Genomic DNA, 23,859 nt, shown 5'->3' on the forward strand with positions numbered 1-23,859 from the left:
GAATGTATAATATAAAAACTGCATCTATAGATATAACTTATAGGTGTAACCTAAGATGTAAACATTGTTTTAATTTTAGTGGGGTACCTCGCAAGCAAGAAATGACAGACGAAGAATTAAGAAACCTAGCAAAGGATTTATCTAAATTGAATATAGATTCAATTTGTTTATGTGGTGGTGAGACTTTATATAGATATGAGCTTGTTTGTGAAATAAGTTCAATCATAAAAAAGAATTCACCACAAACATTAGTAAATATAGTTACCAATGGTATTTTATTGACTAAAGAAAAAGCTATGAGACTAAAAAGCTCAGGCATTCATATGGTACAAATAAGTTTAGATGGTTTTACAGATGAATCCTATGATGCTGTGAGACAATCAAATGGATGTCTTTCAAAAGTGTTTGAAGGAATCATCAATGCTAAAGAATCGGGTTTAGAGGTCAGTATTGCTACATTGCCTCATAAAAAAAGTTTAAATGAATTTGAAAAAATAATTGATTATTGCCATGATAATGCTCTTTATGAGCTACGTGCACAGCCTCTTATGCCGTTAGGTAGAGGGAAAGAAAACTATATGGAATTAGCATTGTCTTCGGAAGAATATGAAGAGTTAAAAAATATTTTTAAAAAGAAAGATTTTGAACTAAAAAATAAATCATCAAGAACTGAAATTAATTGGGGAGATCCTGTAGATCATTATTTTATGTTACAAGAAGTTGAGTACTTGCCTTTTTTGACAATTAATGCTTATGGTGAGATAGAAATAACACCATATTTACCATTCACAATTTGGGATTTAAAAGAAGAAGGATTACCAGAGTTCATTGAAAAAAGAATTCCAGAAAAAGTTTTGGTTCATCCATTGATAAAAAAATATATATCCAGAGTTTATTCTATAGAAGATATGTATTACCCTGATAAGGAACTTCCAAGAATGTATTTAGAAGACAATTTAAATCTTATGAGGGAAATTGAGGAGATGAAGGTATGATACTTAGAATTGCAAATGATAATGACTTAAAAGAAATAATAGATTTTGTTAGTGAGTTAAGAAAAAAAAATGGAAGAATTCTCAATTTTTTAGCAGACTATAAAGATGAATTGGAACGGCAAAGAATAGCTAATCCAAGATATTTAAGAACATTATTATTTGATTATAATAGTAGAGTTTTACTTATAAAAGATGATAAAAATATTTTAGCAGTGTATGTACTCTATACGCCATCAAAAATTTCCAAAACGACTACATTGGAATTAATTCATTACTATGGAAACCAAGTTGACATAGCTTTAAGTGAAAATGTTCTCATAGAGCAATTTCAAAAGCAATACAATAAAATAAAGTTGACTTTAACTGAAGAAGCTGATGAGTTGGGAATGCAGTTTGGATTTGGAATTAAAGAGACCGTAAAATATCTTTCAGGAAATGATTATATTTATTCATTAAATTTGGAGGAAAGCTAGTATGGAGAGTTTAATTGATATCAACTTTAGCTTTTTAGAACATGTATTTTTAAAAAATAATGAAATTTTTTCTGGAGAAAATTCACTTGTAATAAATGAAGTTGGGATGCTGATCTGTGAAGAGATATTTAAGAATACACCAACTTCCAAAATAGTTGAAATTTTGGAGAGAGAATATCCTAACACTGAAAAAAGTGAAATAGTAGCAGCTACTGAAAGTTTTATTATATCAATCTGGAAACAGGCTATATACTTTGAAAGAACAAATGATTTTAAAATATGTCAATTAGAACTAAGAATGGAGGATTTTGTAGTATTACCATCTTTCATAGATACACCTTATCTTAATAGCTTATCTTTAAACTTTCATAATTATCTACTAATTGATAGTCTATTTCAAGATAGCAAATTATTACAATCAGAGTTAGGATATAAGATTTTCTATATAGGTAAATTTGATAAAATAGGAAATTGCACAGGTATGTTAGTTGTTGAAGTTACACGTTTTACAAACTCTTATATTGTCAATAGTCTTTATGGAGAATTTACAAGTGAATTTTGTAAGAATAATGGGGAAAGCATAAAAAAGTGTATTTTAAGATACTTTGACTTTTTTGGGGAAACTTTCCAATCTTTTCAAGAGATGGAACTTATTTATATTAGTGGAGATGTTAAACCATTCAATCCAACTTTAACTCCTATAGGAGTGTTGAATAATGAAATTGGATTGAATAGTATATATATATATTCACAAAAAATATAGAAAGGAGAATTATAATGCAAGGAGATTTTCAAGCCCCTCAGATTACAGAAGTAAGAAATCCCGGTGGTATTCAACCTTATTGCGGAGTCGCAGGAGCTGTTTGTGTGGTTTATGCGCTGGCTGTTTGGTCTGCTGCCGCTGCTGTAAATTATGCTGGTTTAGTAAATGTAGCAGGAGTTTTTGCTGGGTTATTAGCTTGTGTTGCAGGTGTGAAAGGCTGTTAGAGTGGATAAAAGCCCTTTTGGGGCTTTTACTCTTTTCAATTCCTTGCAAAATATTAACATGAAAAATATTATTTTCTTAAGTAAAAAACTATCGAAAAAAAAGTTAATAGCTTTTAGTATTTTGTTTTTATTTATATCACTTTCTAATTTAATCACTCCTTTTCTATCTAGTTTTATAGTGAGTCAATATGTAGAGGGGCAATTAGTAGAAAATATAAGAAATCTTATTCTTATTTTTAGTATTCAGATAATATTTTTGGTTTTTAGGTTTTTCTATGAATATAAAAAATCGAAATTTTTGTTTTATACAGATTTCAACCTTAAATCAAATTTTTTAAGTGTTCTTCAAGAAAAAACTTTAACATTCTCTCTAACAAAAAGAACTGGTGAAGTTCAATATAGAATGTTTAATGATATTGCAACTATGATTAGGGGGATAGAAACATTCTATATTAATACACCATCTGTATTACTTACTTTATTAATTGTGATTATTATAGTTGCCAGAATTAGTTTTCTCATCCTAATATTTTCGATTATCATGATTATTGTACTTGTAATTCAGTTTATTTATTTTCAATCACCATTAAAAAAATCATTTGAGGAAACCAAAAAGTTGGAACAAGATTTAGTAGGGGAAATGAATGAACACTTTGATAGGATTGAGATAATTCAGCTATATAATAAAGAATCAAGTTCGCTTATTAGTTTTGATTTGAAATTTGGAGATCTTATTGCGAAATATCTGAAACAAAAAAAAATTAACTTATTAGGAGTAAGTTTTTCTTCTATTATTGTACAAGTTTGGTTAATAGGAATTACAGTAATTTCAATGGTTTTATTGAGTACAGGAGATATATCTCTAGGACAGTTTGTACTTTTATCACAGATGGTATATTTTCTACCTACATCAATTGGTTCATTATTAAATACTGTATGGGAGTATCAAGATTGTTCAGTAAGTATTCAAAGGTTTAAAACATTTATGGAAGACTCTCAATTAAATGAAGGAGATGTCAAGATTTACAGTATTGATTCAATCACATTTGAAAATGTAGAAGTAATTTTGAATAGCCATACTATTTCTCCAGAAATCAATTTATCTGTTGAAAAGGGTGATTTTGTTTTGATCAAAGGGGAAAATGGAGCTGGGAAATCATCTTTGATACGAATTTTATCAAAATTATTACCATTAGAATGTGGTAATATCCATATAAATCACATTGATTTAAATAAAGTTGAAAAAAGATCTTTAAGAGAACGATTATCTGTTGCAACTCAAACCTCATATATTTTTCAAAATTCACTTGAAGAAAATGTCTTTTTAAGTGATGGAAATAATAATATATATATGAAAATGAAGCAAATTTTAAGTATTGATGATAAGTTAACTCAAAAAAATGTTAGAGTATTGTCTGGAGGTGAAAGACAAAAAATAAATTTAATGAGAGCCTTTGTTAGAGATAAGGAAATAATGATTCTAGATGAACCATTCTCAGGATTGGATCAACAATCAATTGAAAATTTACTTGAATATTTAGCCGCTACAAAAAACAATAAAATTTATTTTGTCGTGACTCATGATAATTATTTTGATCAATTGGCAAATAAAATAATTCAACTATAGAGATCGAAGGAGGTGGTAGTGTTGTTCATGTTAGTTGTTATTGGACTTTTACTAATAGTCGTTGGTATTCAACTTAGAAGAGGCAAATGGTATGGAATAGTTGCTGGGAATACTTTTAAAGATAAGCCGATTGAAGTTCAAAAAAAAGGTGCAATAGGAGCTTCATCTATTGCTTTTCTTGTAGGTGGCTTTTTAATAATCGTTTATATTTTAATGTTTTTTGGTATTCAAACGAGATTTTTAATCATTCCAGTAGTTGTAATAGTGATAGTATATTCTATGTTTGCAATATACAAATATCTTAAACACTTCATTAAATATGGGAAATAAAGAAACTATTTAGTAAGAAAGAGAGTATTAAACAATCTATAAACAAGCTACTACTAAAAAGTTCTTTGTTAGCTAATGTTGGTGAAGAAAATTCAAAGAATTAAATCGATCAGTATGACTCCTAGAGGAAATCCCCTCTAGGCTTTTGTATTCTTGAAAAAGAATGGAGTCAATGCATAAAGAAATCCTTAATTTGAAATTGTAAACGTCACTAAAACCGTAAGTATTTCAATTCAACATTTTAAATACGATTATATAAATACTCTAGTCGCCGCTAGATTAAAGTACCTCTAGTACATTTTTTATTTCACTTTAGTACTTCTTAAAAATATCAATTCGATTCATCATTTAGAACTATTTATTTGTAAAACCTTGATCAAACAATTCGATTTTTTGTATAAACAAGTGATCAATAAAGTAATGAATTTAGATGAAGTAGCAATCAAAGAACTTTTAGTAACTAACTATATTTAATTGGAGGTGAAAGTATTGGAAAATGAGAAGAAAGAGAATGGATTTTCAGGAATTATTCTGAAAAGAGAGAAGCAACAATTTCAGATTGAAATGTATGGACATCGTGATAAGTCAAATCAACTAGCTATTCATATCGATACCAAGTTTGGAACTGCTTCTATGGGAAAAATATTTGTGGCAGTGGCTATAATGAAACTGATTGAGCAAGAGAAACTGTCATTAGAAACAACTTTGAATAATTTTTATGGTACTTCTTTAAAAGAAATTGATGGAGATATAACTATATATGAATTATTGACCCATACTTCAGGTATTCAGGACTATTTTGATGAATCGATTGAGGCGGATTACGAGCAACTTTGGCAAAAAATTCCTAATTACTCTATTCGAAAAAATAGTGATATAATGCCGCTGTTTGTTGATAAAAAACAAGATAGCAAAAGACGAGGAGAATTTATTTATAATAACGCAGGATATGTGCTTTTAGCAGATATTATTGAAAAAATAACGGATCGTTATTTCGATCAAGTTTTGAAAGACATGGTGTTTGATAAACTTCATATGTCAAATACTGGATATTTTGAATTGGACAATTTACCTGAGAATACAGCAATTGGCTATATAAAAAAACAAGGTGAACAACCTCGTAGTAATATTTATTCTATTGATTGTAAAGGAACAGGAGCTGGTGGATGTTATACAACAGTAATGGACATTTGTAACTTTTGGGATGGACTGTTCTCCTATGAAATCTTATCTGAAAAGAGCATTTCAGAGATGATTAAAAAACATACAGGAAATGAAAAAGAACAATACGGACTTGGAATTTGGTTGGCGAATCCAACAAAAAAACATACGCATATTTATATTGAAGGTTGCGATCCCGGTGTTTCCTGTATTTCACTGTTCAATCCTTTGGAAAAAGATATATACACAGTTTTTAGTAATTATGAAGACAATGTTTGGGAACTTGCTCGAAATTACTTAGCTGATAAAAAGAATAATGTATAGATAGCTGAGAAAAGGTACCTTGAATTAGAGACATCAGATTGATTTAAAAGGCTACAAAGCAGCTTTAAATATTTGTTTCATTATTTCAGATACAGCTATCAGTCAAAATTGTTTTAATTAGTAATGGTCTTGTAGGTATTTAATTTTATAAAATATTGTAAAGCTAAGTAATGTTCTAAAGTAGAACTTACTCAGCTTTTTTTTAGTATATAATAGGTTTAAATAGTCTAACGTTGAGAATCAAGATGAACATGAAAAAAATCAACTGATTATAAATGAATTACTCCACGGAAAAAGAGAGTTCTAGTAGCAAAGGTATCTGAAGTCGATACGTAATCCTATCAGCAACAATAATAAATTTGAGTAACTTTCTGAAAATTAAGAAAGGAGAAAACAATATGATAAAAAGCATGATGCCTGATATTATTGACTTCATAAAAACAGAAGCACTAGCTAAAAAAATGACCAGTGAAGAAATCGCCAATCATTTTGGTTATGATAAATATCATTTCAGCAGAAAATTCAAAGAAATAAATGGCTTCAGCATTGCAGAATATATATCAAGTTTGAAAATTGAAAAGGCAGTTACAGCGATCGATCAACCAAAAAAAATGATTGAGCTGCAAGATATTTCAGAGTTTGAAAGCAGTAGCAGTTTTACGAATACCTTTAAAAAATTCACTGGAAGTGCTCCTAAAAAATATAAAAATGAAATGACTGAATTATTCTCTGAGGTAAAAAGTTTCGAAAGCAGCAATGAATATCATGCAGTGGAATACTATGAAAAGCAAGATGCATCCTATTGTAATGTAACGGTCGAAGTGCCTGAAAACTTTGACAAAGGATTGTTTTTTATTGGATTATTCCGCACACCAATCCCAAATCATAGACCGATATCTGGAATAGCTACTAAAAGAACTAAATTGAATGTGTTGAAGAACGTGCCGAATGGGGAATATTACTTACTGGTTTGCGCTATTGATCGTTCAACCAATATTTTTTCCTACTTTAATCTGCAAAACTGTTTGAGAGGAAGAGTAATGGAGAAATTGTCTTTTCCTGAGTGCTCTGGGGAGCGTTATACAGTAAAACTAAGACCGCCTATACCAGAAGATCCTCCCATTTTGCTAAGTGTCGCGAAGCTCTTGATATCAAGTCTGAAAAACACAATCTAGAACAATATTAATACTGGATGCCATAGTAAAATACAATTGAGATGAATTTGAAAGTACACTTAACTTTTAGGCTAAAGATCTCAAAAAAAATGGAGGTAAATTGATATGAAAAGTTATGCAGCTATATTAGAAGTCCCAGTATTAGAAATTTCAAGAGCAGTTAATTTTTATCAATCAATTTTGGATATTGAAATTGAGAAATTTGAGTTCCCAGAATTTAACATGAAAATGGGGGTATTCCCAACAGAAGGACAAATGGTAGTAGTAACATTGTTGCAAGAAGAGGGTCTGACACCTTCTTCAAATGGTGTAACAGTCTATCTGGATGCTGGTGATGATCTTCAGGTCGCACTAGATAAAGTCGAAAAAAATGGTGGAACGGTTATTGCTCCAAAAACACCTCATGCTGATGAGAGCGGCTATTTTGCATTGTTTATTGATACTGAAGGGAATAAACTAGGGTTACATTCGCCGAATTGATTTACGTTCGTTGAGATTGAGCGAGTAGTAAAATTTGCAACAATTTGTGCAAGTGGAAACCGTTGTTTGGCGGTAGATGATGACAGTGAACTAATTTAACGCAGAACGGCGGCTTTGAGAAAATCAAAGCGGCTGTTTTTTTGTATATATGAGATTTTATCGGAAGAAAATTTATCAAAATTGATCGAACGGTAGAGTCTAAGACAGAACAATTTAGTATTGAATTGTGGTTAACGACTATTTGCATCACTCAAAAAATACCTAGCAAAATGCAAATAATTAAATTCTAGCTATTTGATTGACCGCTCGTTATAATCATACTATATAGATATTGAAGGTGAGGGGTGTTCATGGAGTTTCAGCAAAGAGTGATCAATCAAGAGTATCGTTTGACTGATTTAGAAGACGAGCTTGTAGCCTATATCGCTAAAAATAAAGCGAGTGTTTCCAAAATGAAGATCATAGAGCTTGCCTCTCTTTTTTTCACTGTTCCAAATACGATCACTAGGTTGTGCCATAAGCTCGGTTACTCTGGGTATTCTGAGTTGAAAAATGAGCTAAAACGAGAAAGTGAACAGCCATCAGATATCGCGTTCAAGCAGAAAGAACTGTTACTTAAAAATTTTGAACTCATTGATTTTGAGCGGGAAAAGCGTGTCGTACAATTATTCAAAGCTGCTAAACGGATCAATTTTTTTGCGATCGGTCAAACCGCCTATGCAGCAAAAATCGTCGTTGATAATTTTTATGCAATAGATGATAAGGCGTTTTTTTATACCTATGCGAATGAGTTAAGGCACAAAATTCAGCATGCAACAGACGAAGTTTTTTTCTTTATTAGTCTTTCAGGAGAGAAGGAGCAAATATTAGAATTAGCGAAATTGGCGCATGAGCATCAACATAAGGTGATATCTCTGACAGGTTTAAGTAGCAATTCTTTAGCGAGATTAGCGGATATCAGTTTATTTTGTTATTCGCCTGAAGTGATCAGGAATCATTATAATATCACAGATAAAACGCCGTTGCTGGTCATTATGAACAGTCTTTTTGAAACCTATATCGATTCGTGAGATCAATGGACGTGTAAAATTACACATAAACCTCTTTCAAAAGAATGAAAGGGGTTTATTTTTCTTAAAAATCAAAGTTCTGGGCCTAAATAGTGCTAAAGTTTAGCCATAAGGAGGAGGAAAGAAGATGAATCTAGCACACGCAACGTCAGAAGCACTTATTTTTTTAGAAGCATCCTTTAAAACACGTGAAGAAGTTTTTGAATTTATGACGAAAAAACTCTATGAGCAAGGGAAGGTATCAGATCCTAAGCAATTTTTAGCAGCAGTTCAAGCTAGAGAAGCATTGTCGGTGACGGGGTTTGAAAATGGGCTGGCGATTCCACATGGAAAATCTTCAGTAGTCAAGGAAGCTTCGTTTGCGATACTGAGATTGAAGGAGCCGTTAGCAGATTATCCTAGTTTAGATCCTGCGAACCAAGTATCGTTGATTTTTATGTTAGCAATTCCGGAGGCTGAGGCAGGTAGTACTCATTTAGATATTTTAGCAAAATTGGCTGGCCGCTTATCCGATAGCGATTATTTAGAACAATTCAAGCGTGCAGAAACTGCTTCTAAGATTTTGACTTTATTGGATGAACCAGACGAAACTGTAACAGTTCCTCAAGGTGATAAAGGATTGATCTTAGGAATCACAGCTTGTGCCGCAGGGATCGCACACACCTATATGGCTGCTGAGGCGATCACCAAAGCAGCGAACCGACTTGGCTATCAGGCTAGGGTCGAGAAGCAAGGTGCGAAAGGAATGGAAGACCGGATCAAAGCAAAAGAAGTCAATGAGGCAGTGGGAATTATTTTGGCTCATGACGTGTCTCTTAAAGGAATGGAACGCTTTGCGAAGCTTCCTAAGGTCGATACCACAGTGGCAGAGCCGATCAAACATCCTGATGAAGTCGTTCAGCGATTATTGGATAAGGCAGAGAATTATGTACCTAGTGGAGATGATGTGGCAGATTTTGACGATACTGATGAACAAGAGAAATCGATCGGTCAGCAGATAAAAGATGCAATTTTAACAGGAATTTCCTATATTATTCCGATCATCATTGCAGGCGGAATGATTTCAACGGTTGCAGTGTTGATCACTCAATTATTTGGGTTGCAGGAGATGGCTGCAGCTGAAGGTAGTTGGTTGTTTTTACTAAAAGGGCTCGGCGGCGGATTATTGGGAAGCTTGATGATTCCTGTATTGGCAGGGTATATGGCGTATTCGATTGCCGATAAACCAGGCTTGACGCCAGGGTTCGCTGGTGGTTTAGCTGCGATGACGATCAATAGTGGATTTCTTGGCGGGATGTTGGCCGGTTTACTGGCAGGTTTCTTGATGAACTGGATGAAGAAAAATATTCAGGCTAAAGGTGTTTTTTCAGGCTTTGTGACCTTTTGGGTTTATCCAGTGATCGGTTCACTGGTTGTTGGTGTGGTCATGCTTTTTCTTATCGGAAAGCCAGTTGCAGCAATCAATAATGGATTGATTGGCTGGTTAGATACTTTGCAAGGAACGAATGCGTTATTGCTGGGCGCTGTATTAGGAGCGATGGTGTCATTCGATTTGGGTGGACCTGTCAATAAAGCTGCCTATGCATTTTGTATTGCGGCGATGTCAAATGGTAATTTTATTCCTTATTGTACATTTGCTTCGGTTAAAATGGTTTCTGCATTTTCTTTATCCGCAGCGTGCTTATTGAAGAAAAATTTATTTACTGAACAAGAAAGAGAAATCGGCAATCAAACGTGGTTATTAGGCTTAGCGGGAATTACTGAAGGAGCGATCCCGTTTGCGATGGGCGATCCGATTCGAGTGATTGGTTCATTTATTGGAGGCTCTATCATCACTGGGGCGATCGTTGCTTATACGGGACTTGGTTTGAATGTTCCAGGAGCAGGAATTTTCTCGATGTTTTTACTGGAAGGTGACTATAGCAGTGTAATGGGCGCGTTCATTTGGTTAGGCGCAGCAATTTTAGGTGCGGCGGTTTCTACTATTTTATTAATTGTAACAAGACAACATAAATTGCGAAAACAAGCAAATAGATAAGGTGAGAAAATTTATGAAGAATGTACACATTGTGCCCCATATGCATTGGGATCGAGAATGGTATTTTTCAACAGAGGAATCTAGAATTTTATTAGTGAATAATATGGCAGAAATTTTAGAGAGGTTAGAAAATGATCCAGAATATCCCTATTACGTATTAGACGGACAAACAGCTGTTTTAGAAGACTATTTTGCAGTTTGCCCAGACCAAAAAAAACGGGTCAAAAAGCTTGTTCAAGCTGGAAAACTGATCATTGGTCCATGGTATAGCCAAACAGACGAACTAGTTGTAGGCGGAGAATCGATCGTCAGGAATCTACTTTATGGCATCAAGGATAGCAAAAAATTGGGTGATCCAATGATGATCGGCTATCTACCGGATTCTTTTGGTCAAAGCGGGCAGATGCCGCAAATTTTAAATGGATTCAATATTCAACGAGCGATTTTTTGGCGGGGGATTTCTGAACGTCATGGCACAGACAAAACCGAGTTTTATTGGGAGGGAAATGACGGATCTGAGGTTCTGACCCAACTATTTCCATTGGGATATGCTATCGGAAAGTATCTTCCGGAAGATAAGAATGCTTTGAAAGAACGAATGGACAAGTATTTTAGCGTTCTTGATCATGGGGCAACAAGTAATGAAGAAATTATTCCAAATGGTCACGATCAAATGCCGATTCAAAAGAATATTTTCCAAGTGATTCAAACGCTTGAAGAATTATATCCCGAAAGAAAATTTTTCCTTAGCCGCTATGAGAATGTGTTTAATATTTTAGAGAAGAAGACGGACTTACCAACGGTCAAAGGGGAATTTATTGATGGGAAATATAGTCGTGTTCATCGAAGCATTTTTTCGACAAGAATGGATATCAAGGCAGCGAATGCGCGCATTGAAAACAAGCTTACGAACAGTTTAGAACCTCTAGCAGCGATTGCTTATTCACTAGGGCACGAATATCATCATGGGTTGATCGAAGGAATCTGGAAAGAAATCATGAAAAATCATGCGCATGATAGTATCGGCTGTTGTTGTTCGGATAAAGTGCATTTTGAAATCATGGCGCGTTTTATCAATGCTGAGGAACGTACGGATCGTCTGATCGAATTTTATCAACGAAAAATTTCAGAGAGTACGCCTGATAAAGAGGACTCAGAAAAACTGATATTGTTTAATCTATTGCCTTATGAAAGAACTGAAGTTGTAACAACGGAGATTATTTCCAAACGTTCAGCTCTTCATTTAGTGAATGATCGAGGGGAAAATCTTCCTTTTGAGATCATTCAGCAAGAAATAATCGATCCAGGATTGATTGACCGACAGATCGTACATTACGGGAACTATGAACCATTTATTAAATATACGATTTGCTTTGAAAAAAAATTACCAGCAATGGGCTATGAAGTAGTGTATATAGAAACAGCAGAAAGTCTTCCAAAATCGGAATTGACTGAAAAAGAATTTATAGATACGGAGTATTTCAAGATTTTCGGTAATCCTAATGGCACAATAACAGTTCTTGATAAACGAAATAATCAGGAGTATAAAGATATTCTTGCAGTGGAAGATGTAGCGGATGATGGTGATGAGTATGATTTTTCACCCTTAGAAAATGATCGACCTCGTCTATCAAAAGATGAAGTCACAGCAAATATCTCCTATAAGCATAGCTTGCTTGCAAGCTCGATGCATATTTCTTATGAGTGGTCATTAGCGAAAAAACTTGAAGAACGTAAAAGTGGAAAGACGACAGGTAAAATCGAGCTGGAATTTACCATTCAAGCGGTAGAAAATCAGCCGATTCTCCAACTGTCTGTTCAAGTAAATAATCAATGTGAAGATCATCGGATGCGCCTATTATTGCCGACAGAAATTGCTTCGACTTTTTCGATCGCAGACAATCAATTTGGAACAGTTGAACGATCAGTGATCGACGAAGCGATGACATTTTGGCAAAAAGAAGAGTGGGATGAACGCCCGGATGCGATCTATCCATTTTTAACAAACGTTTCATTAACAAATAGTGAGCGGACGGTCTCCGTTTTAACAAATAGCTCAAGAGAGTATGAAGTCGTTGGTGAACACTATGATTGTTTGGCGATCACATTGTTCAGAAGCGTTGGTGTGTTGGGGAAAGAAAATTTAGTGCGTCGTCCAGGAAGGCCCTCAGGAATAAAACTGGCGACTCCTGATTCGCAAATGTTGAAAACAATTAAGTTAGACTTTGCGCTTTTATTTTCGAATGAACCGATCGAAATAGCGAATCCAGCAAAATACGCAAAAGAATACCTAACACCAATTTTAGCCTATAATCAGATGGGGTATAATGCAATGAAACTGAACTCTTCAATGTTACAGGTGCCAACAAGTTATTCGCTGTTCCGTCAAGAAAATGATACACTTATTTTAAGTGTAGTCAAAAAAGCAGAAGAGGGCTCGCACCTTTTAGCGAGATTTTTCAATCCGACTAAAGAGGATCAAAGTTTAAGGTTAAAAGATGTTCAAGCACCAGCTCATTATCAACTAAACGAGGAGCTCATCTTGGAAAATGATTCAAAACAAATCGGTGCAAATAAAGTAGTGACAGTCAGTATCAAAAAATAAATGAGTATCTGAACAGCTAATATAGCTGTTCAGTTTCTTTGCAGAAGAGGGTGAAAAAATGAAAATTGTGACGGCGATCGATTCGATGAAAGGCTCCCTAACGAGCAAGCAAGCGAATCAAATTGTGGCAGAAGTTTTTAGAGATGAAAAAATAGAGGTCACAGAAATTGCAATTGCTGACGGTGGGGAAGGAACGGTAGAGGCTTTTGTAACGAATGCTAATGGGGAAGTAATATCAGTTAAGTGTCATAATTTATTAGGAGATGAAATAACAGCTGATTATGGTTGGCTGGGAGAAGAAAAAACGGCTGTGATCGAATCGGCAGCGACTTGCGGGATCCAATTTTTAAAGGGGACATCTGAAACACATCCCCACAATACCAATTCTTATGGCTTGGGCGAACAAATTCTTTCTGCAGCACAAAAAGGAGCTAAGCGAATCATTATTGGCTTAGGCGGAACAGGAACGATCGATGGCGGAATCGGTTTATTAGCCTGTCTAGGCGTTGAATTTTTCGACAGCCAAAATCAATTGGTTTCACCGATTCCTCGTAATTTTAAAAAAATCACCAGAGTAGAAACCCAAAAAATGCCAATGATGTTAAAAGAGCTTGAAATCATCGTTGCTGCAGATGTAAAAAGCACGATTACAGGTGAAAAAGGAGCAGTCTATTTATTTGGAGAGCAAAAAGGTCTGCAAAGCAATGAGCTAGCTACTTTTGAAGAAGAGATGACACATTATAGTAAATTATTATTGGAAGGAGCAGAGTCGCAAGAAGGTGATGGCGCAGCTGGTGGGATTGGATTAGCTCTTCGGGCGATCCTGCAGGCAAAAGTGGTATCTGGTTTGGACCTGATCGCTGAACAGTCTCATTTACCAGAAATAATCCAACAAGCAGATCTGGTTATTACAGGTGAAGGAAAAATCGATAGCCAAAGTTTACAGGGAAAAGTCCCAGTAGGTATCGGTGCAATGGCGCAAAAGCATCAAGTTCCCGTTCTCGTATTTGTAGGTGCGATGCAAGGAGAATCTGACGAATTTGAAAAAGCAGGACTATCAGTGATCATTCCTATCGTAAACGAGGTAACAACTTTGAACGAAGCGCTTATGTATGCTGAACAAAATCTGCGTCAGGCAGCAGAAAGAACGAAAAAACTTCTTTTTCTGTTAACGTAGCTTATTTGGTTTAAGATTAGAAGAGAATATATTTTTTCATTTTTAATGGGACAATAAAGGAGCAATACGCTATGCGTATTGCTCCTTTATTGTAAAATTGCCGAAAAATCTGGTTTTTGCCACCACTTAGTCCGAGTCAAAGCTGTTTTCTAGTGTTTGTCTCGAACTCTTTTTTTTAAAACCACTATATTTTTCTATTTTCGAAAGCTCATTAGACGATAAAAAGCTTTAGAAATCAAGGTTCTAAAAATTATAGGATCGAAATAAAGAAAAACATTTACAAAAACTAGAAAATAATGTAAAATTACACCATAAATGTAAAGAAGGTGAAAAAATGTTCCAGTTAGAAGCATTGAAAGGAAAATTGATCGTGTCTTGTCAAGCGTTGGAGAATGAACCCCTGCATAGCTCGTTTATAATGGGAAGGATGGCGCTAGCTGCTGAAGAAGGTGGTGCAAAGGGAATCAGAGCCAATTCAGTAACTGATATCAATGAGATCAAAAAACAAACAGAATTGCCAGTAATCGGTATTATCAAGCGGGATTATGATGATTCAGAGGTATATATTACGCCGACAATGAAAGAAGTTGAAGAGCTGTTGACGACTTCAGCAGAAATCATCGCTTTAGATGCAACGAAGCAAACAAGACCGGATAATGAAAAAGCAAGTGATTTAGTCGAACGGATCCATCGATCAGGGAGATTAGCAATGGCAGATATCTCCACATTGTCGGAAGCATTGCAAGCGGAGAAGGATGGATTTGATTTAGTGTCAACGACATTGGCTGGATATACATCTTATTCTAGAAAAACGGACACGCCTGATTTTGATCTACTTAAAGAGATCGTTCAGCAAGTTGATGTACCGGTAATTATGGAAGGGCATACAGATGCTCCAGAACAAGTGACTAAAGCACTTGAGTTAGGTGCATTTTCTGTTGTGGTTGGCTCGATCATCACAAGACCGCAATTGATCACAAAGCGTTATGTTGAAGCAGCAGATAAGGTAGTAAGGATGGAAAATGATGAAAGATAAATTATTGGTTTGTGACCTTGATGGCACATTGCTAGATGCGAATGGAGCCATTGATGAAGTTAGTTTAGAAAAAATAAAACAGTTTTGTGAAGACGGTGGACATTTTGTTGTTTGCACAGGCAGGATGGATACAGACATTCGCTATATCGAAGACAAGCTAGGGTTCAAAAGTGAATATCGAATTAGCCAAAATGGAGCTGTGATTTATGACAAAAGTGAACAATTGTACTATGAAACGATCCCCCAAAAATATATTGCTACTTTAAACAGGATTATTTTTGGCGTGGGACTACGTACGGAAGTATCTAATGTTACGAACCGTCTTTTTCCTAGTCCGAGAGATCCTAAAGATATTGCGGAGTTTGTTGATTCATCGATCATTATTGAGAATCTGGAGAATTTTGTTCTGGAACAAGAAAAAAATCCAACGATCTATCTTACGTTTGGAGAAAAGCAACAGTTTCAGGAAATTCGTGAAAAGGTCGAAGAGGAGTTAGGAGAAGATGCTGTCAACATTGTCATGACTAGTCCCAATTCATTAGAAATCTTTTCAAAAAAAGTATCGAAAGGACAAGCGGTGGAACGAATCATTCAGCAATTGCAATTAGAACGTGAAAATGTTTATACTGCGGGAGATGCTGAAAGTGATGTGTCAATGTTTCATGTGACACCAAATTCTTATGCTGTCCAACAGGCAGAGGCGGCAATAAGAGAGCAGGCTGATTTTTACGCAGAGAATGTTGGAGTGATCATTGACGAAATGTATAAAGGAAGGTGAAAAAAATGCTGAAAATTGTGTATATTCCTTTAGATGAGCGACCGTGCAATGCAGATTATCCGCTGAATGCAGCAGCAGTTTCTAAAGAGATACAGTGTACGATGTTGCCAAAAGAAAGGATGGGAAATAAAAAGAAGCCTGGTGATCTTGATGCTATTTGGCAATTTATTAATGAAGCAGCCGAAAATAGTGATGCAGCTGTTATATCAACAGAAATGGTTCTTTATGGAGGGTTGCTTGCTTCCAGATTACATGAGTTAAAAGAAGCTGCATTGCTAACGTATGAGAAAAGAATACGATCGTTAAAGAAAACGAATCCTCGATTAAAAATTTATGCATCCAATTTGATCATGAGAACACCAAAATATAATAGTTCAGATGAAGAACCAGAGTATTATGAAGAATACGGTGAACGAATTTTTCGCTATGGCTGGCTGCTAGACAAAAAAACTAGGGAATCTTTAGATGCAGATGAAAATTTGGAGCTTGATCAGCTGAAACAAGAGCTCCCAATTGCGATCATCAAGGATTATGAAGACCGTCGTTCGTTCAACGTTAAAGTAAATCTTTTAAATATTCGACTTGTGGAAGAAGGAGTGATCGATTTTCTTGTGATTCCGCAAGATGATTCAGCAGCTTACGGCTATACTGCAATGGATCAAAAGAAGGTTTATCATGCTATTGAGGAAAAAAACTTAAAAGATCAAATCATGGTTTATCCAGGGGCAGATGAAGTTGGCTTTACTTTATTAGCTAGAGCCTATAATCAGTATAAAAATAAAGTACCTACTGTGTACGTTCAATTTTCTTCAACACTAGGTCCTGAAATCGTTCCGCTATACGAAGATCGAATCATCAATGAAAGTCTAAAAGCTCACGTAATGGCTGCGGGAATGAGATTGACGAAAAATCAGGACTCTGCTGATTATTATTTAGCGTATAATACTCCTGGAAAAGTAATGCAGGAATCATGGGATCAGCTTGAAAATAAAGACGTCACTTATGACTCTTATCGCCATCTTATGACTTTTGTCGATGAGATTGCTTGTGCTGCAAAATCAGGGAAAATCATTGGAATATGTGATAGCGCATACGCGAATGGCGGAGATCGTGAATTACTTCAACTTTTAGATAAACTGGGCTTGATCAATCAACTTTCTGTTTATAAGGCGTGGAATACAAATTGTAATTCCTTAGGTAGTGCATTAGGGGCGTTGGCGCTGATCGATGAGCAGGTCGATCATTCACAACTTATGAATAATTTGTATTCAAATCTATTTGAAGATATCTTTTATCAAGCACTTATTCGTATGGACGTCACTGAGAATTATTTACCTCAGATCGATGCAAATTATTTTGATTTGAAAGATCAAGTTGAAGCGGTACTAATGAAAGTCGAAAGTGAAATGAATCATTTAGAAAAACGTTATTTAAAGAAATCTCTTAAAGGAAAGCATATTGAATTTACAGAAATGTCTTCACCTTGGAATCGAATGTTTGAAATAAACTGTCAAGTAAGAGTGACGGAGGGAGAATAAAATGAAATCAAACGTAGTCGAAAAAATGTTGGTCGTTGCAAATAAGTTTTCTAGTCAGAGGCATATTGCGGCGATTCGAGATGGTTTTGTGGCCTTGATACCAGTTACGATCATTGCATCTTTTTGGGTGTTGATCAATAATCTCGTATTGAGTCCATCCAACGGTTTGTTGAAACATTTTAGCGGTGCTGCTCGATGGATGGACTTAGGGAATCAAATCTATAATTCTTCATTAGGAATTTTAGCGATTTTGATTGCTGCGACGATTGGTTATAAACTAGCGATCAGCTACCAAGAAGAAGGGCTATTTGGTGCGGTGATGGGTGTGATAGCTTTCTTCCTTGTCTTGCCTGCTCAAAATATTGTTACAGATAGTAACGGAGAAACCTTTACAGCCGCAGCATTCACACAAGCGCAGACTAGTGCGACTGGAATGTTTTTGGCAATCGTTGCCACCTTGGTTTCTGTCACCCTTCTTTCAAAATTTTCAAAAATGAACGCGCTGAAAATTAGAATGCATGAGAGTGTTCCGCCATTGATTGCAAAGTCATTTAATGTACTGATTCCAGCCTTTTTAGTTACAACGATCATAGGACTTGTAGAAGTAATGATCGTTTGGTTCGCTCATACGGATATCCCAACGATCATTACAAAATTTTTCCAAGCGCCATTGGTTGCATCTTTTCAATCGATCGGTGGACTGTTGGTTTATGTTTTTCTAAGTAACCTTTTATGGGCTTTTGGGTTACATGGGACGTTCATTTTAGGTTCGATCGGGGAACCGATCATGATGACTGCGATTCAGGAAAATATGGACGCATTGAAAAACAATGCAGAATTACCGAACATCGTCACTAAACCATTTCTAGATGCTTTCGGCTGGATGGGTGGAGGAGGAATGTTGATTTGTCTAGTTATCGCTATCTTTATAGGCTCTAAACGTTCAGATTATCGTTCAATTACTAAAGTTGGTGTGATTCCTTCCTTATTCAATGTTAGTGAACCGCTGATGTTTGGGATACCGGTCGTCTTCAATCCTTTGCTAGGCATTCCGTTAGTGATTGTTCCGATGGTCACTACAGGGCTCGCTTATTTTGCGACAAGCATTGGTTTGATCGCTAAAACTTCTGTGTTGATTCCTTGGACCACGCCACCGATTCTTTCAGGGTATTTGGCTACGAATGGTGATTGGCGCGCAGCACTGTTACAAATTGTTTTATTGATCATCGGCGTCTTGATTTATCTACCATTCGTTTTCATGACAAACAAAGAAAGTGCTTGATCATTAAAAAAAGTGAAACAAAACTAAAAATCAGCGTTTGCTTCAGTTTCTTTCCTCTTTTGGAGATTTGAATCGAGTTTGATATAATCAAGCTATAAAGAGGAGGACGTAATATGGATTTATTAGCAATGATCAGCAGCTTTTTTCCATCGTTAAGTAAGTCTGAGAAGAAAGTTGCTCAATTGATTTTAAGTAATCCTGATGAAATAGAATATTTATCGATTAATGAAATTTCTGCAATGGCAAGTGTGGGTGAAAGCACGGTTGTTCGTTTTGCTAGAAAAATCGGTTTTTCTGGATTTCAAGATTTGAAGCTGGCTTTAGCTAAATATCAAGCAACTGTCATCAAAAAGGATAGTAGAGAAAGTGATGGGGAGAAGGGAATCATCTATCAGCAATATATCGATAGTTTAGCTGAAACGATGGGCTTTTTAAAAGAGGATCAAATTCAAAAAGCTGTTACTTCTATCCATGAAGCGAGACGTATTTATATATTTGCTGTGGGAAATTCAGGTCTTGTCGGAATGAACTTAAGTAATCGCTTGAAGCGTTTAGGAAAATGGGTCGAGTTTGTTCAAGATGGGCAACTACAAAGTATTTATGCAACGATGATGACAAAAGATGATTTAGCTTTTGCTATCAGTACCTCTGGTAATACGAATGAAGTGATCATCAATGTAGAGATGGCTAAATCTCATGGATGTAAGTCTATTTCATTAACAAACTATCTTGGCTCTAAACTAACTGAAATCAGCGATCTAGCCTTAATTGGATCATCTAAAGAATATATTTCGGATGCGGGTTCATTTGCGGCGATGGTCAACCAAATGTTCATTGTTGATGTATTGGCTAAAGAATTAGTCAAGCTTGCTCCTGATCATTATCATGAGCTACGTATGAAGCGTAATGAAGCGTTGATGAATCGCATAAATTAAACGGTTGGTATCTAAACCACTAGAAAATAATGGGATTAGAGTTTATCATAACGGACAGTCCCTATTTTTAGCGATCGAATGTTAAATAAATAATTTATTAGCCGTATGAAAGGTGTTCTCAAGCAAAAAGCGAAGAGGCACCTTTTTTTAATTGATGAATATAGAAAAAATCTATTTCTATCCTTGTTGGTATATAGTATACTTTAAGAAAGGAATATATTTTATGTTGGAGTTAGTTAGGAGAAGTTATGAACATGATCGATTTGCTAAATAGTTTGAAGCCGCTGTTTGAGAGTAAAGTAATGTGGTTTTTAATGGTGCTGATTATTATCAATTATCTTTCTAAAATTTTTTCATTTTTTGTTGAACGCAATAAGAACTATCAATTAAGTGACATCGATGCTATGTCAGGTGAAAAGTTCGAGCATTATTTTGCCAATTTATTAAGAAAATCAAATTATCAGCGAGTCAAGGTTACGCAATATCAGGGGGATCAGGGAATCGATGTTCTAGCTCACAATGATGATTGGAAAATAGGGTATCAGTGTAAACGATATAAAAGAAATGTTGGAAATAAAGCCGTTCAAGAGGCACATGCTGGTAAAAGTTATTATGAATTAGATGAGGTGTATGTCGTGACGAACAGTTACTTTACTAAACCTGCAAAAGAATTAGCACACAAAACAGGGGTTCATCTAATTGATAGAGACGAGTTATTCAGAATGATGAAAAATAAAAAATGACAAAGCTTTATAGAAATCCATTCAAATAGAAAAAAATAACAAAAAAAATCGATTTATCCCTTTCCATCTAGAAAAAAGATAGGATAAATCGATTTTTTTATCGTATTAACTACGTTTATTTTCTAACCATTTTTTTGCTTCGCTAATTTCTTCATAAGTCAATTGATGACTTTGTGTCCATACATAAGTGATATCTCCATGATTTTCCGCAAATAAATTCAGCACACGGTGACTTTCTTCGATCGGTACGATCGGATCATGTGTTCCAAATGTCATAAAAGTTTCGGTATTTTTCAAATGCTCTGAGTTCATTACATTTATTGGATACATGGGATGTAGTAAGATAGCTTTTTTCAATCTAGAATCTCTCAGCATCAAATTGACGGCGATATTTGCTCCATTGGAATAACCGATCAATGTGACCTGATCAAATGAAAAATCATATGTTTGTGTTAAACCATCAATAAAATCGTCTAATTCTTTTCCCCGTGATTCCAAGTCTTTTTCATCATAGATTCCTTCAGCTAGCCGACGGAAATAACGATTCATGCCATCTTCTTGTACGGTTCCTCGAATCCCGATCAGTGTAGCATCAGCATTCAATTCTTTTCCGATCGGAAGCAGAGAATGCTCATCTCCTCCTGTTCCGTGAAGGAGAATAAAAACAGGAGCATCTGCTTTGCCTTGTTCTATTATATAGTTCATTGTTGTTCCCTCCATCGTATATCGTGATCAAACATCTAGCCTTGGTAGACGAGAGATGATTTCTGCTCGCTGAGCTTCAAACTGGGGCGGCAGCATTAATTGTTTGCCTAAATTTTCAAAAGATTCATCAACAGTAAAACCAGGTGTTTCAGTCGCAATTTCAAAGATGATATCTCCGTGTTCTTGGAAGTAGATCGCTTTAAAATAGTTGCGGTCTTTGATCTCAGTTACTGAATAATGATGAGTATATAAATAATCCTGCCATTGTTTCTGTGATTCGTAAGTGGGCACAGACCAAGCAATGTGGTGTACGGTACCAACTCCCCAGCGACCAAATTTCATCACCGTTTTTGGCACGATGATTTGATGCTTTTGAGTGCCTTTTGTGTAAAACGAATAGCTTTTCTCAGTTGTTACCGCAGATTCTAATCCGAGATCGTTTACCAAGGTGTTGCTTGTTGCCTCAGGATCAGCTGAAAGCAGCACTGTCCCGTGAAATCCAAGAATTGCGGCTGAATCTGCAGTTTCGACTCCTTCAACAAGTGCCAAAGATAAATCATGAGAGTCTTGTAGCTCCAATGTTGGTTGATTAAATAGCTCCGTTTCTTTTACAGAAATCTGATGTTTAGCTAGATGCTCTTTCCAATAAGCGGTAGTTCCCTTCGGAATACGAAAAGCAATGGTTCCCACTTGGCCGCTGCCTACACGTCCTTTATGCGCATTGCTCCAAGGAAAAAAAGTGATGATCGTTCCATTATCGACAGATTGGTTGCTGTAGTACAAGTGGTAAGTATATTCGTCATCAAAATTGACCGTTTGTTTGACTAAACGTAAACCTAAAACATCGCGATAGAACTGTAGATTTTCTTGCGGATCACCGACTATGGCAGAAATGTGATGGATTTTATCGATCGGGTTCATTGGATATTCTCCTTAAGCGCGTATGGTATTGAAAGGTTTGATGACACTTTCGATATATTCGCGACGATTTTCTAAAAATGGTGCGAGTGATAATTTTTCTCCTAATGTTTCGTAAGGCTCATCCCCCATGAAACCTGGTTCATCTGTTGCTAGCTCAACAAGTATATGGCCGACACGAACGTATAAAGATTCAAAGTAGTAACGATCGACATAGCCGGAATTGGCTAATCCTAGATTATCAAAAATTTCCTGCCAAACAGCTAATGATTTGCGATCAGCTAAACGGAATGCAACATGGTGAACCTCGCCAAAACCTTGTTGAGATTGCGGGCTGGTCGTATCATCCACCAATACTACTTGAGCGCCGTTACCACCTTCGCCAACTTCCATCAAATATCGATCGTCTTCTTGGATAACAGTTTTAAAGTTGAAAATATTTTCTAATAAACCTTTAAAATCAGCCGTATAAGAAACAGAAATCTCAACTGGTCCTAAACCGTAAATCGCAAATTCTTCTGGGACGGGCCCTTTTTTCCAAGGAATTCCTGCTTTGACACCGGTATTTGTTTCATCGGAAATCAATTGATAGGCTTGATCGTCGAAATCCCAGAAACGTAATACTTTTTTACCGAATTCAGTTGAAATAGCTTCATGTTTTACATTGAATTCATTAAAACGTTGTTCATAGTAAGTTAAAGCAGCATCGCTTGGTACACGAAATCCAGTTCTGCTGATCGAATTCGTCCCTTTGGTTCCTTTTGGATTGTTGGGAAAGTCGAAAAAGGTCATCGTTGTGCCGGGTGAACCTAAGTCGTCTGCAAAATAAGTATGATACGTATAGATATCATCTTGATTGACTGTTTTTTTCACTAATCGCATGCCTAGAATATCTGTGAAAAATGCATAATTCTTTTCTACATCGCTAGTCATTGCTGTGACATGATGTACTCCTAATAATTGATCTTCTTTTCTCATTTTAATAGCCTCACTTTTAATCGTTTATTTTTTTTAATATGTGTTGTAATGATCGTAATTCTTCGATAGTAATATCAGAAAAACTAGCCGCTATTTGCTGAGCATGAGTAGGAAAAATTTCCTCCATCAGAGTTTTTCCTGCTAAGGTAATATCGACATAGATGATTCGACGATCGCTTTCATTTGTTTGCCGTTTTACATAGCCTTTTTTCGTTAACTGGTCGATGACATAGGTGGTACTGCTGCTGGCAATCAGAATCTTTTCCTTAATGGTTTGTGTCGTTTGTCTTCCTTTATGGAAAAGCAATTCCAAAACTGAGAATTCAGTAATATTCAAGCCGTAACAGGTAACATCCTTTTTGGCTAATTGCTCTAGTTGACTAGCGGTGCGTAAAATTCCGATATATGTTTTTAATGATTCTTCTTGATGATCCATGACTTCACCTCTTTTTATTTCGAATTCGAAATAAATATAACTTACTTTTAATAAGTATGCAAGCTTTT

Annotated in this window: 23 protein-coding genes; 19 read left to right on the forward strand and 4 right to left on the reverse strand. The window is 35.6% G+C overall.

Translation table 11 applies throughout. The features are described from left to right. The first annotated feature begins 2 nt into the window (after positions 1 to 2). The 19 genes from A5889_RS00090 to A5889_RS00180 all read left to right on the forward strand — a co-directional run bounded on the left by A5889_RS00090 (position 3) and on the right by A5889_RS00180 (position 20,754). Positions 3 to 995, forward strand: a complete 993-nt coding sequence (locus tag A5889_RS00090; RefSeq protein WP_207114554.1) for a radical SAM protein — start codon at positions 3 to 5, stop codon at positions 993 to 995. Then, a complete protein-coding gene (locus A5889_RS00095) occupies positions 992 to 1,468 on the forward strand; it encodes a hypothetical protein (protein WP_207114553.1) in 477 nt (158 codons plus the stop codon). Before A5889_RS00090 ends, A5889_RS00095 begins: the two co-directional genes overlap by 4 nt. Position 1,469: 1 nt before the next feature. After that, positions 1,470 to 2,231, forward strand: a complete 762-nt coding sequence (locus tag A5889_RS00100) for a hypothetical protein (protein WP_207114552.1) — start codon at positions 1,470 to 1,472, stop codon at positions 2,229 to 2,231. A gap of 14 nt (positions 2,232 to 2,245) precedes the next feature. Further along, positions 2,246 to 2,455, forward strand: a complete 210-nt coding sequence (locus tag A5889_RS00105) for a hypothetical protein (protein ID WP_207114551.1) — start codon at positions 2,246 to 2,248, stop codon at positions 2,453 to 2,455. A 1-nt stretch (position 2,456) separates the two neighbouring features. Then, a complete protein-coding gene (locus tag A5889_RS00110; protein WP_207114550.1) occupies positions 2,457 to 4,082 on the forward strand; it encodes an ATP-binding cassette domain-containing protein in 1,626 nt (541 codons plus the stop codon). 21 nt (positions 4,083 to 4,103) lie between these two features. Next, entirely contained in the window at positions 4,104 to 4,412 is a 309-nt protein-coding gene (locus tag A5889_RS00115) for a hypothetical protein (protein ID WP_207114588.1), read from the forward strand. A gap of 489 nt (positions 4,413 to 4,901) precedes the next feature. Further along, complete coding sequence (locus A5889_RS00120) at positions 4,902 to 5,897, forward strand: serine hydrolase domain-containing protein (protein ID WP_176372762.1); 996 nt, start codon at positions 4,902 to 4,904, stop codon at positions 5,895 to 5,897. 398 nt (positions 5,898 to 6,295) lie between these two features. Next, positions 6,296 to 7,072: a helix-turn-helix domain-containing protein gene (locus tag A5889_RS00125; RefSeq protein ID WP_242585299.1), complete on the forward strand. Its 777-nt coding sequence runs from the start codon at positions 6,296 to 6,298 to the stop codon at positions 7,070 to 7,072. 105 nt (positions 7,073 to 7,177) lie between these two features. Then, positions 7,178 to 7,552, forward strand: coding sequence for a VOC family protein (locus A5889_RS00130; RefSeq protein ID WP_087639856.1), 375 nt, complete (start codon positions 7,178 to 7,180; stop codon positions 7,550 to 7,552). Between the two features lie 350 nt (positions 7,553 to 7,902). Then, positions 7,903 to 8,622, forward strand: coding sequence for a MurR/RpiR family transcriptional regulator (locus tag A5889_RS00135; protein WP_087639857.1), 720 nt, complete (start codon positions 7,903 to 7,905; stop codon positions 8,620 to 8,622). Positions 8,623 to 8,749: 127 nt separating this feature from the next. Continuing rightward, positions 8,750 to 10,660, forward strand: coding sequence for a PTS 2-O-a-mannosyl-D-glycerate transporter subunit IIABC (gene mngA, locus A5889_RS00140; protein WP_087639858.1), 1,911 nt, complete (start codon positions 8,750 to 8,752; stop codon positions 10,658 to 10,660). A gap of 13 nt (positions 10,661 to 10,673) precedes the next feature. Further along, entirely contained in the window at positions 10,674 to 13,265 is a 2,592-nt protein-coding gene (gene mngB, locus A5889_RS00145) for a mannosylglycerate hydrolase (RefSeq protein WP_087639859.1), read from the forward strand. Positions 13,266 to 13,323: 58 nt separating this feature from the next. After that, the gene (locus A5889_RS00150) at positions 13,324 to 14,442 is read left to right on the forward strand and encodes a glycerate kinase (RefSeq protein WP_087639860.1); all 1,119 of its coding nucleotides are present in this window, start codon (positions 13,324 to 13,326) and stop codon (positions 14,440 to 14,442) included. A 334-nt stretch (positions 14,443 to 14,776) separates the two neighbouring features. Further along, a complete protein-coding gene (locus tag A5889_RS00155) occupies positions 14,777 to 15,478 on the forward strand; it encodes an N-acetylmannosamine-6-phosphate 2-epimerase (RefSeq protein WP_087639861.1) in 702 nt (233 codons plus the stop codon). Next, complete coding sequence (locus A5889_RS00160) at positions 15,468 to 16,256, forward strand: Cof-type HAD-IIB family hydrolase (protein ID WP_242585297.1); 789 nt, start codon at positions 15,468 to 15,470, stop codon at positions 16,254 to 16,256. Before A5889_RS00155 ends, A5889_RS00160 begins: the two co-directional genes overlap by 11 nt. Positions 16,257 to 16,261: 5 nt before the next feature. After that, positions 16,262 to 17,794: a DUF4127 family protein gene (locus A5889_RS00165; protein ID WP_087639863.1), complete on the forward strand. Its 1,533-nt coding sequence runs from the start codon at positions 16,262 to 16,264 to the stop codon at positions 17,792 to 17,794. 1 nt (position 17,795) lies between these two features. Beyond that, positions 17,796 to 19,076 (forward strand): PTS sugar transporter subunit IIC, encoded by a 1,281-nt coding sequence (locus A5889_RS00170; RefSeq protein ID WP_087639864.1) that lies wholly within the window; start codon positions 17,796 to 17,798, stop codon positions 19,074 to 19,076. A 113-nt stretch (positions 19,077 to 19,189) separates the two neighbouring features. Then, positions 19,190 to 20,011 (forward strand): MurR/RpiR family transcriptional regulator, encoded by an 822-nt coding sequence (locus A5889_RS00175; protein WP_087639865.1) that lies wholly within the window; start codon positions 19,190 to 19,192, stop codon positions 20,009 to 20,011. Positions 20,012 to 20,259: 248 nt separating this feature from the next. Further along, on the forward strand, positions 20,260 to 20,754 hold the full coding sequence (locus A5889_RS00180; protein ID WP_087639866.1) for a restriction endonuclease: 495 nt from the start codon (positions 20,260 to 20,262) through the stop codon (positions 20,752 to 20,754). A 105-nt stretch (positions 20,755 to 20,859) separates the two neighbouring features. Here the strand turns inward: A5889_RS00180 and A5889_RS00185 are convergent, their stop codons facing one another. Genes A5889_RS00185 through A5889_RS00200 form a run of 4 tightly spaced genes read right to left on the reverse strand, consistent with a single transcriptional unit; the run spans position 20,860 to position 23,791 of the window. Beyond that, positions 20,860 to 21,459 carry an alpha/beta hydrolase gene (locus A5889_RS00185; protein ID WP_087639867.1) on the reverse strand — a complete coding sequence of 200 codons (600 nt, stop codon included), beginning with the start codon at positions 21,457 to 21,459 and terminating at the stop codon, positions 20,860 to 20,862. A 27-nt stretch (positions 21,460 to 21,486) separates the two neighbouring features. Then, complete coding sequence (locus A5889_RS00190; RefSeq protein ID WP_087639868.1) at positions 21,487 to 22,380, reverse strand: VOC family protein; 894 nt, start codon at positions 22,378 to 22,380, stop codon at positions 21,487 to 21,489. Positions 22,381 to 22,392: 12 nt separating this feature from the next. Further along, positions 22,393 to 23,355 (reverse strand): ring-cleaving dioxygenase, encoded by a 963-nt coding sequence (locus A5889_RS00195; protein ID WP_087639869.1) that lies wholly within the window; start codon positions 23,353 to 23,355, stop codon positions 22,393 to 22,395. A gap of 16 nt (positions 23,356 to 23,371) precedes the next feature. Further along, positions 23,372 to 23,791, reverse strand: a complete 420-nt coding sequence (locus A5889_RS00200) for a MarR family winged helix-turn-helix transcriptional regulator (protein WP_087639870.1) — start codon at positions 23,789 to 23,791, stop codon at positions 23,372 to 23,374. Between the last annotated feature and the right edge of the window lie 68 nt (positions 23,792 to 23,859).

This window comes from Enterococcus sp. 9D6_DIV0238, from assembly GCF_002174455.2.
Taxonomy (GTDB): Bacteria; Bacillota; Bacilli; order Lactobacillales; family Enterococcaceae; genus Enterococcus_L; species Enterococcus_L dunnyi.

Bases quoted from the DNA above. Each gene is read 5' to 3' on its own strand.
- A5889_RS00090 (WP_207114554.1), top strand. From the start codon at position 3: ATGTATAATATAAAAACTGCATCTATAGATATAACTTATAGGTGTAAC.
- A5889_RS00095 (WP_207114553.1), top strand. From the start codon at position 992: ATGATACTTAGAATTGCAAATGATAATGACTTAAAAGAAATAATAGAT.
- A5889_RS00100 (WP_207114552.1), top strand. From the start codon at position 1,470: ATGGAGAGTTTAATTGATATCAACTTTAGCTTTTTAGAACATGTATTT.
- A5889_RS00105 (WP_207114551.1), top strand. From the start codon at position 2,246: ATGCAAGGAGATTTTCAAGCCCCTCAGATTACAGAAGTAAGAAATCCC.
- A5889_RS00125 (WP_242585299.1), top strand. From the start codon at position 6,296: ATGATAAAAAGCATGATGCCTGATATTATTGACTTCATAAAAACAGAA.
- A5889_RS00130 (WP_087639856.1), top strand. From the start codon at position 7,178: ATGAAAAGTTATGCAGCTATATTAGAAGTCCCAGTATTAGAAATTTCA.
- A5889_RS00135 (WP_087639857.1), top strand. From the start codon at position 7,903: ATGGAGTTTCAGCAAAGAGTGATCAATCAAGAGTATCGTTTGACTGAT.
- mngA (WP_087639858.1), top strand. From the start codon at position 8,750: ATGAATCTAGCACACGCAACGTCAGAAGCACTTATTTTTTTAGAAGCA.
- mngB (WP_087639859.1), top strand. From the start codon at position 10,674: ATGAAGAATGTACACATTGTGCCCCATATGCATTGGGATCGAGAATGG.
- A5889_RS00150 (WP_087639860.1), top strand. From the start codon at position 13,324: ATGAAAATTGTGACGGCGATCGATTCGATGAAAGGCTCCCTAACGAGC.
- A5889_RS00155 (WP_087639861.1), top strand. From the start codon at position 14,777: ATGTTCCAGTTAGAAGCATTGAAAGGAAAATTGATCGTGTCTTGTCAA.
- A5889_RS00160 (WP_242585297.1), top strand. From the start codon at position 15,468: ATGAAAGATAAATTATTGGTTTGTGACCTTGATGGCACATTGCTAGAT.
- A5889_RS00165 (WP_087639863.1), top strand. From the start codon at position 16,262: ATGCTGAAAATTGTGTATATTCCTTTAGATGAGCGACCGTGCAATGCA.
- A5889_RS00170 (WP_087639864.1), top strand. From the start codon at position 17,796: ATGAAATCAAACGTAGTCGAAAAAATGTTGGTCGTTGCAAATAAGTTT.
- A5889_RS00175 (WP_087639865.1), top strand. From the start codon at position 19,190: ATGGATTTATTAGCAATGATCAGCAGCTTTTTTCCATCGTTAAGTAAG.
- A5889_RS00180 (WP_087639866.1), top strand. From the start codon at position 20,260: ATGAACATGATCGATTTGCTAAATAGTTTGAAGCCGCTGTTTGAGAGT.
- A5889_RS00185 (WP_087639867.1), bottom strand. From the start codon at position 21,459: ATGAACTATATAATAGAACAAGGCAAAGCAGATGCTCCTGTTTTTATT.
- A5889_RS00190 (WP_087639868.1), bottom strand. From the start codon at position 22,380: ATGAACCCGATCGATAAAATCCATCACATTTCTGCCATAGTCGGTGAT.
- A5889_RS00195 (WP_087639869.1), bottom strand. From the start codon at position 23,355: ATGAGAAAAGAAGATCAATTATTAGGAGTACATCATGTCACAGCAATG.
- A5889_RS00200 (WP_087639870.1), bottom strand. From the start codon at position 23,791: ATGGATCATCAAGAAGAATCATTAAAAACATATATCGGAATTTTACGC.